We start from the raw sequence: 14,588 nt of genomic DNA, 5'->3' as shown, positions 1-14,588 counted from the left end.
CTTTGTGAAGTACTGAGTATTGACAAGCTTCAAGTCCACTGCTGGCCGGGTGTAACACGAATGAGACTCTTTGCCTCGGCGTCGGACAGACGGCGGGGGATCCTCGCGCTCGTCGCCGTCGCAGTCGGGTTCTTCGCCCTCTACCTCTTCGTGCGCGAGTACGCTGGGTTCATCACGAACGCCGAGGCCCTGCGGGTGTGGCTCCGGCAGTTCGGCGCTCTCGCCCCCCTCGTGTTCATCGTCATCCAGGCCCTCCAAGTCATCGTCGCGCCGATTCCCGGACAGGTCGTCGCCCTCGTCGCGGGGTTCCTCTTCGGCCCGTTCTGGGGCACCGTCTACAGCCTCACCGGCGTGCTGATCGGAAGCACCATCGCGTTCTCGCTCGCGAAGCGGTACGGCCGGTCGTTCGTCGAGGACGTGCTCCACGAGGACGTGGTCGCGCGCTTCGACGGCTTCGTCGACACCGTCGGCGTTCCGGGGCTGTTCGCGTTCGTGATCATCCCCGGACTGCCGGACGACGCCATCTGCTTTCTGAGCGGCCTCACGAAGTGGAAGCTCCCCACCTTCATCGCCGTGATCAGCGTCGGCAGGCTACCCGCGTACGTGTTCACCGTCTACGCCGGCGGCAGGATCGCCGACGGGCGGCTCCTCTCCGGGCTCGCGATCATCGCGCTCGTCGTCGTCGCGTCGATCGTCGGCTACTACAAACAGGAGACGGTCAGGGATCTCGTCGCTCGCCTCGAGCCGCGACTCCCCTTCTAAGATCTCGCACTCGCCGCAAGCCGCGGCGGGTCACCCCCACGTCCACTGGGAGTCGAGGACGAACCGATACAGCCCGCTGAGGAAGATGGCGATCGCGTTCGCGATGAGGTACATGAGACTCGCCCACTCCACGAGCACGTAGAGGACCCCGAGCTGGATCGGGATCGCCGTTCCGCGGACGAGGTTCGTCTTGAGCAGCCCGCCGAGGTACTCGGACACCCCCGTGTTCTGGCTCGCCTGGAACGTCCACGCGTTGTTGAACACGTACGAGAGGATGATCGTGATCTCGATCGCGATCGTCGCACCGATCAGGTAGTTCAGTCCCGCGATGTCGACGAACAGCCACAGCAGACCCATCTGTATCCCTGCGGTGATCGCGCCGACGACGACGAACCGACGCATCTGAACGGCGATCGGGCCGGTCGTGAGGTCCCTGAGTACGGCACGGATCATCACTTGTAGCCGAGCGCTTCGAGGCGGGCTTCGAGGTCCTCGTCGACCTCACCGTCCCCGCCCTCCCCGGCGTCCTCGGCGGCCGCCGCGTCCGCCTGTCTGTCGCGGAGCTCGGCGACGTGCTCGGCGGCGATCGGCGCGAAGCGCTCGACGACCGCGAGCGCCTCGTCGGACGGGTCCGCCGACAGGTCCTCCTGCTGGGTCGGGTCCGACGGCCGGTGGTACAGCTCCGTGGTGCCGTCGTCGGCGTTCTCGATGTAGGTCCACTCGTCGTCGCGGACGCTCACGAGCAGGTCGCCGTCGGACAGCGACCGCGGGATCGGCTGTTCGGTCACCTCGTCGCCCCGGACGGTGACCGAGACGACGGGGTCCTGGTCTGGCGACTCCCCGTCGGTGACCGTCGGTGCGAGCGATTCGCCCCGCCACTCGGCCGGCGCATCGACGCCGAGCAGGTCGGCGACGGTCGGCGGGATCGCGTCGAGCCCGACGTGTTCGGAGACGCGGCGGCCGCCGTCTTCGCCGGGGACGTTCACGATGAGCGGGACGCGGATCAGCTCGTCGTACAGTTTCGGGTAGTGCGCGAGGTGACCGTGCTCTTGGAACTCCTCGCCGTGGTCGCCGGCGACGACGATCGCGGTCTCGTCGGCGATCCCGGCCGCCTCGAGCGTCTCGAGGAGCCGACCGACGCTGTCGTCGACCTGTCGCACCGTCGCCTGATACAGGGTTCGGAGCTCGCGGAGCGTCCGCTCGCCGACCTCTAGGCCGAAGCTCGTTCGCGTGTGGGCGTGGAGCATCCGGTGGGTGCCGACCAGCCCGTCCGAGACCTCGCGGATGTACCGCGGCGCCGGGACGTACGGGGTGTGGGTGTCCATGTAGTGGACCCACAGGAAGAACGGATCGTCGGTGTCGTCGACGAAGTCGGTGGCGGCGTCCTCGACGTCGAACATCCGCGAGGCGTCGAGGAAGGGTCGGTCGTCGCTGTCCCCCCGGAGCTTGGAGCCGAAGCGGCGGAAGGGGGACGTGGCGAGCTGGATCCACGCCTCGACCGTCGGGTGGGCCGCGAGGTACCGGCTGTACCGGCTCGACCCGACGCTCGTGACGAACGGTTCGAACTCGTCGAACCCGTCGGGATACCCCCAGTGAGAGGTGAGGAAGCCGTTCGCGGCGTTGAAGCCGCCGGTCGCGATGCCCGCGTCGGAGAGCACCGACGCGAGCGTGCGGGCGTCCTTCACGCCGATGTCGCCGTTCCGGGCGAACACCGGCTCGGAGGCGAGGATCGACGGGAACGAGAAGGGGGTCCAGTTGCCGGTGGCGAACGAGCGGTCGAAGACGGTCCCGTCGGCGGCCAGCTCCGAGAGCACCGGCGAGTGCCGGTCGTCGTCGTATGGGCCGATCGCGTCCGTTCGGAGCGAGTCGATCGTGACGAGGAGGACGTTGGAGACGTCCCCGTCAGAGGAGGGAGCCGATGCCGCTGTGTCCGAGGTCGACGTGTCCGATGCCATATTATGCGAGGGGGAATTCTGACGCCGCCGAACCGCGATCTGGCCCGATCGGTCGCGCCGCGCTCCGCTCCCGCGAAGAGCGGAACGTACCCGTCCGTCGAGTCGGGGGGCCGGTGAGGCCCCCTCGGCTCGTCGGGCCGACCGTCAGAATCACTAGTATACCCGACGGCGGTCTGCCAGCGGCTTGAGGATTTCGGTTCCGGGGGCGACACCGGGGCGTGGCGTGTCCCTTTCACCGAACGTAGCTATTTGACGGTCGCGACCCGAGTGGGAGGTATGCGCGACGCGTCGAGCGATGCGAGCCGCGAGGGAGAGTCGGGCGGCGACCGCCGCCACGGAGCCGAGGCGCTCGACGAGACCGTGCCGCCGGACGAGATTCCCGACGGCGTTCCCGGGAAGTCGCGAGCGGTCGACGTCGGAGACGTCCGGCTCCACGTCGTCGAGGCCGGCCCCGAAGACGGGAAGCTCCTGGTCCTGCTCCACGGCTTCCCGGAGTTCTGGTACGGCTGGCACGAGGCGATCGCGCCGCTGGCCAACGCGGGCTACCGGGTCGTCGTCCCCGACCAGCGCGGCTACAATCTCTCCGGGAAGCCGTCCGCCGTGAGCGAGTACCGAATCGACGCGCTGGCGCGGGACGCTGTCGGCCTGATCGACGCGTACGACCGCGAGACGGCCGCCGTCGCGGGTCACGACTGGGGCGCCGCGGTGGGGTGGTGGCTCGCGCTCCACCACGCCGACCGGGTCTCGGAGTTCGTCGCGGTCAACGTGCCGCATCCGACCGTCTTCGAGCGCGCCCTCCGGACCTCGTGGGATCAGCGGCTCAAGAGCTGGTACATGCTCGCGTTCCAGCTCCCGAAACTCCCCGAAGCGATCGCCAGCGCCGGGAACTGGCGCCTCGCCGTGCGGGGGCTCCGGGAGTCGAGCGATCCGGGGACGTTCAGCGAGGAAGACTTCAGGCGCTACCGCCGCGCGTGGAACCGCGAGGGGGCGTTCGAGGCGATGGTGAACTGGTACCGGGCGATCGTCCGCGACCGACCGACCCCGGCGACGGAGACCGTCGAGGTCCCGACGCTCGTGATCTGGGGCTCGAAGGACCGCTTCCTCTCGACGCGGCTGGCCGGCCAGAGCGTCGACCGCTGTACCGACGGTCGGCTCCTCACTCTCGACACAGCGACGCACTGGGTCGTCCACGAGGAGCCCCACCGCGTCGCCGAGGCGATCGCCGACCACGCCGACCCGCTGCCGCCGGGCGCGCGGGAGTGACCCGCCGCGGGCGGAGCCGGTCGCGCGGCGCTTCCGTCCCGCCAAACGCCTTTTGTATCGACGCCCGCGACGGGAGGGTATGACACTCGATCGATACGCCGACGCGGTCGACGGGCTCGCCCCCGACGACGGAGCGGTAGAGACGGCCGAGCTGGCGGTCACCGACGACGTGCTCGTCAAGGCGTTCGTCCTCGGGCCGGGCGCGACCGTCGACCCGCACGAGCACGGCGACGCCACGAACGTCTTCCACGTGCTCGAAGGCGAGCCGACGCTCGTTCGCGGGGACGACGAGGAGTCGCTCGCCGCGCCCGCGGTCGTCCTGAACGAGCGGGGAACCGTCCACGGCGCCCGGAACGACACCGACGAGCGCGCCGTCATCACCGCCAGCCTCTGCCCGCTCCCCTGATGGACGGCGAGATCGATCCCGACGAGCTGGCGGCCCTGCTCGACGGCGCCGACCGCGACTCGGGCGGCGTGGAGTCGGCGGAGCGCGCCCTCAGAATCGTCGACATCCGCGACCGGCGCGCGTTCGACCGCGGACACGTCCCGGAAAGCGAGTGTATCCCCTTCCCGGAGCTGACGACCCGCGTCCCGGAGTTGGAGGGCGCGGCCCGGATCGTCACCGTCTGCCCGCACGGGGTCGCCAGCCGTCAGGCGGCCCAGCTGATCGGGAGCTACGCGGGAACTGACGCGCGCGTCGAGAGCCTCCGCGGGGGGATCGAGGCGTGGGAGCGCGACGCCGGCGAGCTGGTCCCGACGGCGGCCGCCGACGATGGAACGGGAGGCGACGCGGGACCGGACGCCGACGAAGGGCCGGACGCTCCGTTTTAACTCCCGGCGGCTATCTCTTCCGTCGACGGCGCCGCGTGAGCGCCGCGCTCGCGACGATCACCGAGACGAGGGCGACCGCCGGGCCGAACCCGGGAGCGCCGTCCGTCGAGATCGGGCCGTCCCCCTCGACGGTCACCGTCGTCGACGCCTCGTCGACCGGGCCGACCGCGCTTACCGTCACGTCCCCGGATCCGAGCGATCGATCGTCCCCGCCGAGTTCGATCTCGCGGTCGATCGTCGCCTCCTCGCCGGCGTCAAGCCGCACCGGAACGGTCGCGGCCGGCTCTCCGCCGACCCGGAACTCGAGCGCCCCGTCGGCGGGCAGGCTCGCGTCGTTGCCGACGGTCGCGGTCGCGACGACCGACTCGCCGGCGGGCGCGCGGTCGCGGTCGGTCGAGACGCTCCGCACGCGCGGCCGCGCCGGCTCGGAGACGGCGACGGTCAGTCGCTCGCTGCCGATCCGCACCTCGTACTCGCCCGGGTCGTCGAAGCGGTGTTCGAAGCGCTCGACCGTCTCGGCGCCGGCGTCGAGCGTCCCCGACCGGTTCGCGACTCGCTCGCCGTCGACCGAGAGCGACAGGTCGTATTCCCCGGTCGCGCCGCCCGTGTTGGACGCGACGACCGTCGCTTCCAGCGACTCTCCGACGACGAGCTCGACGGGGGCGCGTTCGACGGTCCGGTTCCGGTACGCCCCGGTCGCCCGGACCCCGTCGGCAGCGAGTTCGTACCCGACCTGCGCGGGCGTCTCGCCGAACGCCGCCGCGTGCGCGTCCCGGTCCCACATCTCGGCGGTCGCCCGCGTCGTCGTCAGGCGCTCGGCGTCGTCGCGGACCGCGGCCGCGGTCGCGTCGTCGGCGCCCTCGGCGGCCGCCGCCTCGACCGCGTCGAGGATGTCCTCGTTGGTGATCGGCTCGTCGGCCTCGTTGAGTTCGCGGAGGACCGTCGCCAGGGACGCGGCGCCGTCCGTCTCGGTCCGGAGTCGGCGGTCGATCTCGCCGGCGACGAGCGCCCCCTTGGTGTAGTCGGCGTTCCGATCCCACGTGCTCGGGTCGGACAGGACCGCCGAGGCGGCGGGCTCGCGCTCGCCGCGCGCCAGCGTGACCTCGAACTCGCCGAAGTCGGCCGCGCCGCGCTCGAGCGCGAACAGCGCGGCGTAATGCGTCGCGCTCGCCTCCGTGATCCATCGGCCGCTCGCTTCGGTGCGGTACGCCTGTCGGGTGTGGACGTACTCGTGGGTCCAGACGTCGGCGGCCGTGCCGGCGGGCTCCTCGTCGCGGACCCACAGGTCCGCGTCGCCGACCTGGAGCCCGCGGACGGCCCACGACACCTCTCCCGCCGGTGCGGCGAACGCGACCACTTCCTCGTCGCGGGCGCCGACCTGCAGCGCGGTCGAGGCGTCCGCGAAGACGTCGAACACCGCCGCGGGCGACGCGACCGGGTCCGCGGCGTCGGGGACGATCAGCCGGTATCGCTGGCCGGCGGCCTCGCGCACGTGCTCCTCGTGCGGCCCGAGGAACGCCATCGACCGCGAGGCGACGCCCTCGCCGGGGACGGTCGTCTCGCGGTCGAGTCGGACCTGTCCCTCGTACTGCCCGGTGTACGACCACGCGGCGGCGACGCGGGGCGTCCGGACGAGCGCCCACTCGCCGGCGCCGACGAAGCGATAGGTCCCGTCGATCGCGAGGGCACCCTCCGGCTCGGCGGTGACGTTCGCCTCGGTGCCGTACGTGAGCGAGGGCTCCGCGGTCTCCCCGTCCCACTCCCAGACTGACCCCTCGGAGCCGGCGTCGTCGACCGGAACGAACCCGTCGGCCTCGATCTCGGCGTCGGGGGCGACGCTGAGCAGGGTCACTTCCAGCTCCGTGACCCGGTCGGGGATCCGCGCCCGCGTCGTGACGCCGATCGTCCCGCGCTCGTCGGTCCGGGCCAGCTCGTTTCGCAGTCGGATCACGTCGGCGTCGTCCCCGGAGGTCTGGGGGGTCGGCCCCGCGCCGGCGCTTCCCGAGAACGATTCGACGGCGGAGCCCCTCTCGTCGGCGGAGACCGGAGCGCCCCCCGCCGCGGCCAGCGAGACCGTCAGAAGGGCGACGACCGTGAGCACGGCGACCGCGGCCCGCGCGCCGGAGAGCGGCTCGGATCGGCTCATGGATGCCATACCGCTCGCGCCGGGTTTAGGGTTGTCCGTGGAGGCGTCGACGCGACCGGGACGCCGTCGGAGCGGGGGGCTCGTCGGACGGTTCGCGCGCTGTCACCGCCTCCGAGCCCGCGTCGCGTTCGCGAACCGGCTTCAGATCGCGCGGAGCCGCGTCGTCCAGAAGTCGCGGAACGCGTCGCCGAGGGCCTCCCGCGGCTTTCCGGTCGCGTCGGAGACGTCTGTGGTGTCCGCGAGATGGCGGACCTCGCCGAGCACGCTGCGCTCGCCGACGACGATCGTCCGGTCGAGCGGGTCGTCCGACGCGTCCACTTCCGACAGCGCCGCGGTCGCCTTCTTCAGGTGGTCGTCGATCTGGCCCTCGCGCCGGCGTTCGAACCGCCCCTGCGAGAAGCCGCCCTTCGAGTGCGCCTCCTTCACGTCGGAGGTGAACCCCTCGAACTCGACTCGCTCGTCGCCCTCGTAGACGCCGAGCGCGAAGGTGTCGGAGCGAACGAGCGCGAAGGCGAACCGCCCGGTGGGGCGGAACCACGACTCGTCGAGCCGGAACCGGTCGCTCCACCGGTCGAACGGCTCCGGCGCGATCGGGGGCGACAGCGCCGCGCTCACCGCACCGGTGTCGTCGGCGACGACCACCGCGGGCGCGGCGCGCCTGACGAGCCGGGTTCGGTCGCCGAACCACTCCGCGACGCTCGACGGCACCGCGTCTCCGTCCGGGACGAAGGCCGTGAGGAGCCCTTCGGGATCGCCGCTCTCCACCGCTCGGAACCGACCGAGCGCGTCGGCTACCCTCGAGCCGCGGAGATCGCTGACGCGGCGGAACTCGATCGACTCCTCAGTGCCCTCGGTGCGCTCGAGGCGCTCCTCCAGCGACTCGATCCGGTGTTCGAGTTCGTTGACGCGCTCCTCGGCGCGCTGGCGGTCGGCGACCGCGTCGGATCGGCGCTCCTCCTCGGCCTCCGCGCGGCGTTCGAGGTGACGCTTCTCCTCCGCTAACTCCTCGATCCGCTCCTTCAGCTCGGCGCGCCCGAGCAGCCTGTCGATCATACCCGAACGGCGACACTCCGCGGCCTAAAAGGTGCGTCTGCGGCGGCGTGGGGTGCGAGGAGTCGAAGGAGCGGCGAGGGATTCACAGCAGTGAGGCGCGAAGCGACTCCGGCGGCCGGTGGCACCGCCGCCGGCGACGGGGGTGCTGGCCGCGTTCGTCGCCCCTCTATCGCCGATCTGCACGTGTAAACGACCGATCGTGGCGTCGCCGTCGCCGAAAGCGGTCGTACCGTCGCCCTACGCGTTCACGTGCGGCTCCCACCCCTCCCAGCGCAGCAGGGCCTCGGCGCGGTCCGCGTCCGCCAGCAACACGTTCCGTCGGTCCGGGAGGGTCTCGTCCGCGATTTCTCGGGGGATCGCGAGCGTGCCGCTCGGCACGTCGTCGTCGCCGGCGACGGGGATGTGACCGCCGCCGACCTTCATCACGAGCGGTGCGTCGAGTCGTTCGACGCCCTCGCCGTCGGCGTACAGCTGCTCGTTGACGTGTTCGTGGTCGACCCGCTGGATGACGGCGCGCTCGCCGTCGTGGGGTTCCACGTACAGTTCCCCCAGGTAGTAGCCGCTTGAGAATCGCTCGAACATTCTGTGCATGTCACTCTCTACCACGGCAATACATAAGTGTTTCTCGGCCGGGAACACCCGTGATACTCAGGAGACGTGAACGTCGGCGTCAGCGCGGCATCGACCGGTCGGTCGCGACGGGGTACCTCCGCGGGCCGGCGTCGCCCGCTCCGTCCGGCGTCACTCCGCGTCGGAGCGTCGCGCGACCTCGTGGCGCCCGAACCCGTACCGCAGTCGGTTCGCGAGCCGCCGGGAGAAGCGCCCCTCGTTCCGCGAGTCGAACCGCTCCGCGAGCGCCTGGTAGATGAGCGGAACGGGGACCTCCTGTTCCAGCGCCTCCTGAACCGTCCACGTCCCCGTCGATCCGCCCGAAACGTGGTCGGCCACGTCGCCGAGGTCGGACCCCTCCTCGCGGAACGCCTCCTCGCAGAGTTCGAGGAGCCACGACCGGATCACGGCGCCGTTGTTCCACGTGCGCGCGACCGACTCCATATCGAGGTCGTACCGCCCCTCGGTGAGCAGTTCGAACCCCTCGCCGTACGCCTGCATCAGCGCGTACTCCACGCCGTTGTGGACCATCTTCACGTAGTGGCCGGAGCCCGACTCGCCCATGCGGTCGTGACCGTCCGGACCGGTGGCGACCGCGTCGAACACCGGGACGAGCGCCTCGTAGGCCCACTCCGGGCCGCCGATCATCAGCGAGAACCCCTCCTCGGCGCTGGCGGGGCCGCCGGACGTGCCGCAGTCGAGGTACGCGGCGTCCGTCTCCTCGGCGCGTCGGACCGACTCCTCAAAGCGCGAGTTGCCGCCGTCGACGACCACGTCGTCCGCGTCCAGATGCGGCTCCAACTCCGCGAGCGTGGCGTCCACCGCGTCGCCCGCGGGGACCATGAGCCAGATGCGCTTGCCGTCGCTCCCGTCGTCCCCCCCGTCGAGCCGGTCACACAGGTCCGCGACCGAGTCCGCGGCCGTCGCGCCCGCCTCCGCCGCGGTCGCGGTCGCCTCCGCCGAGAGATCGAACGCGACCACGTCGTGGCCCGCGTCGAGCGAGCGATTCACCACGATCTGCCCCATCCGCCCGAGTCCGATGACGCCGAGTTCCATGCGCGAGGGGTGGCGACCGCTCGCCGTAGTGGTTCCGGTTCGGTGGCCGACCGCCGATCGCGGCTCGCCGCCGACGCACCCCACCGACTCCACGACGACGCGGCGCCTCGCGCGACCCCCCGAACCGTTTTGCCCGCGGGCGGTGTGCCGCAGCCATGGGACGCGTTCGCGAAGGCGACCTCGACTGGACCGAGACGGACCGCGGCGAGACCCGATTCCGGCGGAAACAGCTGGCCGAGGCGGCCGGCGGCGAAGAGATCGGCTGTAGCCTCTACGAGCTGCCCGCCGGCGCGAAGTCGTGGCCGTACCACTACCACGCGGCCAACGAGGAGGCCATCTACGTCCTCGCCGGCGAGGCCACACTCCGTCACGGAGGGGAGACGGAAGCGATCGCGGCCGGCGACTACGTCGCGTTCGCGACGGGCGACTCCGGCGCGCACCGCGTCGTCAACGAGGGGGACGAGCCCGTGCGCTACCTCGCGATGTCGACGATGACCGAGCCGGACGTGACGGTGTATCCCGATTCGGAGACGTTCGGCGTCTACGTCGGCTCGCCGCCCGGCGGCCGCGACGAGCGCTCGCTGTCCGGCTACTACGACATCGACGACACCGTCGACTACTGGGAGATGTAGACGCTCGCCCCGTCGAGACCGCGGGGTTCACTTATAAAACTGAAACGAATGAAGGGGTACGGAGAGGGAACGGCGGGTTCTATTCGTAGCTATGACCCGACTGACGCTCCGGCTCGACTTCCCGAGCGGCTCGTGGCTCGGTGACGTATCACGACGCCATCCTGATGCGACGCTCCGCGCGACCGAGACGGTCGCGGCCGCGGAGGGCGAGGTGACCGCGCTCGTCGTCGCCGGCACCGACCGCGCGGCGACGGTGGAGTCGCTGCGCGAGCACGACCGCGTGCGCCGGCTCGACGTTGTCGACCGGACCGGGCCGGCGACGCGGCTCCGAGTCGTCGCGCCCGCGCCCCCGCCGCACGCCGCGGCCGTCCGGGAGGTCGGGCTCCCGATCGAGGAGCCGGTCGCGGTGAGGGACGGGTCCGCGACCGTCGAGGTCGTCGGCGAGCGTTCCCGCCTCACGGCGTTCAGCCGGCGGCTCACGGGAGAGGGGGTCACCGTGGAGATCGAGGCGAGCGACGCCGGCGAAGAGCCCGTCCTCACCGACGCGCAGCGGGACCTCGTCCTCGCTGCCGTCGCGGCCGGGTACTACGACACCCCGCGCGAGTGCACGCTCACGGAGCTCGCCGAGGCGCGCGGGCTCGCGAAGTCGACGTGTAGCGAAACGCTCCACCGCGCAGAGGGGCGCATTCTCCGCCGGTTCGTCGAAAGCGCCTGGCCGATCGATCGCGAGCCGTCCCGAGAGGTGGAGAACGCCACCAACCCTGTCGACACCGAGCCGACCGGCCCGGCGGCACAGGAGTCCTAGCTGACGCGGGACACACGACTGCAACGGCGGGTCGCCGAGACCGCGTTACTCCTCGTCCAGCGCCTGCCACGAGAGCCGCGGGTCCCGCGCGGCGGCGACCTGATCGATCCGACTCGCGGCCGTGCGGTTCGGCGCCGCGTCGAGCGCCTCGTCCGAGTCGGCGTACGCGAGGTTAAACGCCGCTGCGAGGTCGTCGAGCGACGACTGTCCCTCGATCTCGGTCGGCTCCGTCAACATCGCCTCGGGCACCATCTCCGGCCACTTCGTCGTCGGCGGATGGACGCCGAAATCGAGCATCCGCTTGGCGACGTCGGCGGCGTCGCGGTCGCCGGCCGTCGCCGCGAACTCGTGGTGGAAGGGGCCGTACGGCACCTCGAGGTCGATCTGCTCGGCGAGGTAGTTCGCGTTGAGCACCGCCTTCGCGGCCGCGTCCGCGAGCCCCTCGTCGCCGAGCCGGGCGATGTAGGCGTACGTCTTGACGAGCACGAGCCAGTTCCCCCCGAAGCCGTGGACCTTCCCGATCGTCTCGTCGGGGTCGAAGGGTTCGTACCCGCTGCCGCTCTCCCGCTTGCGGACCCGCGGAGCGGGGAGGAACTCGGCGAGTTCGTCGACGACGCCGACCGGGCCGGCGCCCGGTCCCCCGCCGCCGTGCGGGGTCGCGAACGTCTTGTGAACGTTGTAGTGCATCACGTCGAACCCCATGTCGCCGGGGCGCCCCCGGCCGAGCAGGGCGTTGAGGTTCGCCCCGTCGTAGTAGAGCAGCCCGCCCGCGTCGTGGACGATGTCGGCGATCTCGGTGATGTCCCGCTCGAAGAGCCCCACCGTGTTCGGGTTGGTCAGCATGAGGGCGGCGGTGTCGTCGCCGACGGCCGCCTCCAACGCCTCGACGTCGACGCGCCCGTCGTCGCCGGAGGGGAGTTCGACCACGTCGTAGCCCGCCATCGCGGCGGTCGCGAAGTTCGTCCCGTGCGCGGAGGCGGGGATCACCACCTCCGACCGGTCGTTGCCGTGATGCTCGTGGTACGCCTTCGCGACCGCGATGCCGGTGAACTCGCCGGCGGCGCCCGCGGGCGGCTGGAGCGTGACCGCGTCCATCCCGCCGATCTCGCCGAGGAACTCCTGGAGCCGGTACTGGAGTTCGAGGTTCCCCTGTGCGGACCGCGCCGAGCGGTCCGGATGGATCACCGCGTTCGGGTCGGCGGCCACGTCCTCGGTGAACTTCGGGTTGTACTTCATCGTGCAGCTCCCGAGCGGGTACGGCCCCGAGTCGATCGCCCAGTTCATCTGCGAGAGCCGGGTGTAGTGGCGGGCGATCTCCGGCTCCGACGGCGACGGGAGCGTGAGTTCCTCGCGCGTCAGGTCGTCCGGCAACGGCGACGACTCGCGCACGTCGACGGTCGTCTCGCCTTTCTCCGAGAGCAGCGGCTCGTGAACGCTCTCGTCCTCACGAACGTAGTCGGCCTGGTCGTGGATCACTCAGATCACCTCCTCGAAGGCGGCGACGAGCCCGTCGGTCCGCTCCGCGTTCAGGTCGGTGACGCACACCTGCAGCAGGTGTTCGCCGATCGGGTGGACCGCGAACCCCTCCGCCTCCAGGTCCTCGGCGATGGCCACCGCGGGCTGGTCGACGCGCACGACGAACTCCCGGACGTGGTGGCGGTCGTGGACCGGCGCGGCCGCGCCCTGCACGTCGCCGAGCCGGTCGGCGAGCGATTCCGCCCCTCTCACGCAGTCGTTGGCGAGGTCGACGAGCCCGTCGGGGCCGAGCGTCGCCGCGTGGATCGCGGCGCGAAGCGCGACCCACGCCTGGTTGGTGCAGATGTTCGAGGTCGCCCGCTCCTTCCTGATGTGCTGTTCGCGCGTCTGGAGCGTGAGCGTGAACGCGCGGTCGCCCGCGGCGTCCTCGCCGGCGCCGACGAGCCGCCCGGGGACCTGCCGGAGGAACTCGTCGCGACAGGCGAAGAGGCCGAGCCCCATCCCGTAGGCGGTGGGGAGGCCGAGCGCGCCCGCCTCGCCGACGACCACGTCGGCGCCGACGCTCGCGGGCTCCTGCAGCACCGACAGCGAAACCGGATCCGACCCGAGCGTGAACAGCGCGTCGGCGTCGGCCGCGACGTCGCCGATCTCCGCGAGGCGCTCCTCGACGCAGCCGCGGACGGTCGGACTCTCGGCGTACACCATCACCACGTCGTCGCCGGCGCGGTCGGCGAGCGCCTCGACGTCGGCGTTACCGTCCGCCATCGGGTACGATTCGACGGTCAGCTCGGCGCCCGCACAGTAGTTCGACAACACCGCCCGCTTCCCCTCGCGGAGGTGGTCGGGGACGAGGACCACGTCGCCCGACGTGGAGCGAACTCGGTCCGCCAGCGTCGCCGCCTCGCCGAGCGCGGTCGCGGCGTCGTACATCGAACAGTTCGCGACCGGGAGCCCCGTCAGCTCCACGAGCATCGACTGGTACTCGAACAGCGCCTGGAGGAACCCCTGTGACACCTCCGGCTGGTACTGGGTGTAGCTCGTGAGAAACTCCGCGCGGTCCGCGAGGTGGTCGACGACGCTCGGCACGTAGTGCCCGTAGTGGCCCCGTCCGAGGAACTCGACGAGGTCGTCGTTGCGCGCGAACATCCGCGAACACTCCGCGCGGATGTCCCGCTCCGAGCGGGGCTCGATCCCGAACTCGCCGTCGAACGCGACGGCGGCGGGGATGTCGAACAGTGACTCCTCGCCGTCGACGCCGATCGCCGAGAGCATCGCCGCCGTCTCGCTGTCGGTGTGGGGCGCGTACGGCGTCCCGCCGGTCCCGCTCATCGGAGCGCTCCCGCGAGGTCGTCGTCGCTCTGTCGGCCGGTTCCGGGTCGTCCGTCGAAGGCTGCGGTGGGGTCGAAAGCTGGTGTTGTCATGGTCGTGTGTCCGCTGGTGGGTCCCGCTCCGGGGGTCGGTTCGGGTTGCGTGGGCTCGCTACGCGATCTGGTCGTCGTACTCGTCGGGGGCGAGCAACTCCTCCGCGTCGCCGCCGTCGGCGGCGGTGACCTCGAGCATCCACCCGTCCTCGTACGGGTCCTCGTTGACGAGCTCCGGGCGGTCGAACAGCTCCTCGTTGACGGCGACGACCTCGCCGGAGACCGGCGCGTACAGGTCGGAGACGGCCTTGATAGACTCGACGACGCCGAACGCCTCGCCGGCGACGATCTCGTCGCCGACCTCGGGCAGCTCGACGAACACCACGTCGCCGAGCTCGTCCTGCGCGAAGTCGGAGACGCCGATCCGGACGGTGTCGCCGCCGGTCGTCGCCCATTCGTGCGATTCCAGGTACCGCCTGTCGTCGGGTACTTCGAAACTCATTGGTCAGGTGTCGTCGCGGTCCGCTTCCGGACTCGGCGCACTCGCACTGCCGGAGCAATATCCGACCTGTCGGTCGGTCACGGGCGGGATCCGAGGTCGAAATGCGATCCGCGACACGTGTGCGTCACCCTTCTGAC

15 protein-coding genes are annotated in these 14,588 nt (G+C 71.2%); 6 read left to right on the top strand and 9 right to left on the bottom strand.

Translation table 11 applies throughout. From position 1 onward, the window contains the following. The first annotated feature begins 60 nt into the window (after positions 1-60). Positions 61-762 carry a TVP38/TMEM64 family protein gene (locus DJ69_RS09785; RefSeq protein ID WP_099255433.1) on the top strand — a complete coding sequence of 234 codons (702 nt, stop codon included), beginning with the start codon at positions 61-63 and terminating at the stop codon, positions 760-762. Positions 763-792: 30 nt separating this feature from the next. On the opposite strand, the gene DJ69_RS09780 is transcribed toward DJ69_RS09785, so the two are convergent. Together DJ69_RS09780 and DJ69_RS09775 are read right to left on the bottom strand one after the other, a co-directional pair. Then, positions 793-1,215 (bottom strand): GtrA family protein, encoded by a 423-nt coding sequence (locus DJ69_RS09780; protein WP_099255432.1) that lies wholly within the window; start codon positions 1,213-1,215, stop codon positions 793-795. Continuing rightward, positions 1,215-2,717 carry a sulfatase gene (locus DJ69_RS09775; RefSeq protein WP_099255431.1) on the bottom strand — a complete coding sequence of 501 codons (1,503 nt, stop codon included), beginning with the start codon at positions 2,715-2,717 and terminating at the stop codon, positions 1,215-1,217. The genes DJ69_RS09780 and DJ69_RS09775 overlap by 1 nt, the downstream gene beginning before the upstream one ends. Before the next feature lie 276 nt (positions 2,718-2,993). On the opposite strand from DJ69_RS09775, the gene DJ69_RS09770 reads away from it, so the two are divergent. The 3 genes from DJ69_RS09770 to DJ69_RS09760 all read left to right on the top strand — a co-directional run bounded on the left by DJ69_RS09770 (position 2,994) and on the right by DJ69_RS09760 (position 4,811). Then, positions 2,994-3,980 (top strand): alpha/beta fold hydrolase, encoded by a 987-nt coding sequence (locus tag DJ69_RS09770; RefSeq protein WP_099255430.1) that lies wholly within the window; start codon positions 2,994-2,996, stop codon positions 3,978-3,980. Between the two features lie 79 nt (positions 3,981-4,059). Beyond that, on the top strand, positions 4,060-4,386 hold the full coding sequence (locus DJ69_RS09765) for a cupin domain-containing protein (RefSeq protein WP_099255429.1): 327 nt from the start codon (positions 4,060-4,062) through the stop codon (positions 4,384-4,386). Beyond that, positions 4,386-4,811 (top strand): rhodanese-like domain-containing protein, encoded by a 426-nt coding sequence (locus DJ69_RS09760; RefSeq protein ID WP_099255428.1) that lies wholly within the window; start codon positions 4,386-4,388, stop codon positions 4,809-4,811. The genes DJ69_RS09765 and DJ69_RS09760 overlap by 1 nt, the downstream gene beginning before the upstream one ends. Before the next feature lie 10 nt (positions 4,812-4,821). Here DJ69_RS09760 and DJ69_RS09755 read toward each other — a convergent pair whose 3' ends face one another. The 4 genes from DJ69_RS09755 to DJ69_RS09740 form a co-directional block, all read right to left on the bottom strand. Continuing rightward, positions 4,822-6,957 (bottom strand): hypothetical protein, encoded by a 2,136-nt coding sequence (locus DJ69_RS09755; RefSeq protein WP_099255427.1) that lies wholly within the window; start codon positions 6,955-6,957, stop codon positions 4,822-4,824. Positions 6,958-7,098: 141 nt separating this feature from the next. Further along, positions 7,099-8,010 (bottom strand): Vms1/Ankzf1 family peptidyl-tRNA hydrolase, encoded by a 912-nt coding sequence (locus DJ69_RS09750; RefSeq protein WP_099255426.1) that lies wholly within the window; start codon positions 8,008-8,010, stop codon positions 7,099-7,101. 237 nt (positions 8,011-8,247) lie between these two features. Further along, positions 8,248-8,592, bottom strand: a complete 345-nt coding sequence (locus DJ69_RS09745; protein ID WP_099255425.1) for a DUF5802 family protein — start codon at positions 8,590-8,592, stop codon at positions 8,248-8,250. A 159-nt stretch (positions 8,593-8,751) separates the two neighbouring features. Then, positions 8,752-9,675 (bottom strand): decarboxylating 6-phosphogluconate dehydrogenase, encoded by a 924-nt coding sequence (locus tag DJ69_RS09740; RefSeq protein ID WP_099255434.1) that lies wholly within the window; start codon positions 9,673-9,675, stop codon positions 8,752-8,754. 155 nt (positions 9,676-9,830) lie between these two features. On the opposite strand from DJ69_RS09740, the gene DJ69_RS09735 reads away from it, so the two are divergent. Beyond that, positions 9,831-10,307 carry a cupin domain-containing protein gene (locus tag DJ69_RS09735; RefSeq protein ID WP_099255424.1) on the top strand — a complete coding sequence of 159 codons (477 nt, stop codon included), beginning with the start codon at positions 9,831-9,833 and terminating at the stop codon, positions 10,305-10,307. Between the two features lie 91 nt (positions 10,308-10,398). Beyond that, on the top strand, positions 10,399-11,112 hold the full coding sequence (locus DJ69_RS09730; protein WP_099255423.1) for a helix-turn-helix domain-containing protein: 714 nt from the start codon (positions 10,399-10,401) through the stop codon (positions 11,110-11,112). Between the two features lie 45 nt (positions 11,113-11,157). On the opposite strand, the gene gcvPB is transcribed toward DJ69_RS09730, so the two are convergent. From gcvPB to gcvH, 3 genes are all read right to left on the bottom strand, one after another. Continuing rightward, positions 11,158-12,588, bottom strand: coding sequence for an aminomethyl-transferring glycine dehydrogenase subunit GcvPB (gene gcvPB / locus DJ69_RS09725; protein ID WP_099255422.1), 1,431 nt, complete (start codon positions 12,586-12,588; stop codon positions 11,158-11,160). Next, complete coding sequence (gene gcvPA / locus DJ69_RS09720; protein ID WP_099255421.1) at positions 12,589-13,917, bottom strand: aminomethyl-transferring glycine dehydrogenase subunit GcvPA; 1,329 nt, start codon at positions 13,915-13,917, stop codon at positions 12,589-12,591. It lies immediately after the preceding gene. Positions 13,918-14,067: 150 nt separating this feature from the next. After that, a complete protein-coding gene (gene gcvH / locus DJ69_RS09715) occupies positions 14,068-14,451 on the bottom strand; it encodes a glycine cleavage system protein GcvH (protein WP_099255420.1) in 384 nt (127 codons plus the stop codon). Positions 14,452-14,588 lie beyond the last annotated feature (137 nt).

Origin of the sequence: Halorubrum persicum, from assembly GCF_002727125.1 — an archaeon.
Lineage (GTDB): Archaea > Halobacteriota > Halobacteria > Halobacteriales > Haloferacaceae > Halorubrum > Halorubrum persicum.
This window is presented reverse-complemented; position numbering and strand designations above follow the sequence as displayed.

Coding starts and splice junctions, on each gene's coding strand:
- DJ69_RS09785 (WP_099255433.1), top strand. CDS start 61: ATGAGACTCTTTGCCTCGGCGTCGGACAGACGGCGGGGGATCCTCGCG.
- DJ69_RS09780 (WP_099255432.1), bottom strand. CDS start 1,215: ATGATCCGTGCCGTACTCAGGGACCTCACGACCGGCCCGATCGCCGTT.
- DJ69_RS09775 (WP_099255431.1), bottom strand. CDS start 2,717: ATGGCATCGGACACGTCGACCTCGGACACAGCGGCATCGGCTCCCTCC.
- DJ69_RS09770 (WP_099255430.1), top strand. CDS start 2,994: ATGCGCGACGCGTCGAGCGATGCGAGCCGCGAGGGAGAGTCGGGCGGC.
- DJ69_RS09765 (WP_099255429.1), top strand. CDS start 4,060: ATGACACTCGATCGATACGCCGACGCGGTCGACGGGCTCGCCCCCGAC.
- DJ69_RS09760 (WP_099255428.1), top strand. CDS start 4,386: ATGGACGGCGAGATCGATCCCGACGAGCTGGCGGCCCTGCTCGACGGC.
- DJ69_RS09755 (WP_099255427.1), bottom strand. CDS start 6,957: ATGAGCCGATCCGAGCCGCTCTCCGGCGCGCGGGCCGCGGTCGCCGTG.
- DJ69_RS09750 (WP_099255426.1), bottom strand. CDS start 8,010: ATGATCGACAGGCTGCTCGGGCGCGCCGAGCTGAAGGAGCGGATCGAG.
- DJ69_RS09745 (WP_099255425.1), bottom strand. CDS start 8,592: ATGTTCGAGCGATTCTCAAGCGGCTACTACCTGGGGGAACTGTACGTG.
- DJ69_RS09740 (WP_099255434.1), bottom strand. CDS start 9,675: ATGGAACTCGGCGTCATCGGACTCGGGCGGATGGGGCAGATCGTGGTG.
- DJ69_RS09735 (WP_099255424.1), top strand. CDS start 9,831: ATGGGACGCGTTCGCGAAGGCGACCTCGACTGGACCGAGACGGACCGC.
- DJ69_RS09730 (WP_099255423.1), top strand. CDS start 10,399: ATGACCCGACTGACGCTCCGGCTCGACTTCCCGAGCGGCTCGTGGCTC.
- gcvPA (WP_099255421.1), bottom strand. CDS start 13,917: ATGAGCGGGACCGGCGGGACGCCGTACGCGCCCCACACCGACAGCGAG.
- gcvH (WP_099255420.1), bottom strand. CDS start 14,451: ATGAGTTTCGAAGTACCCGACGACAGGCGGTACCTGGAATCGCACGAA.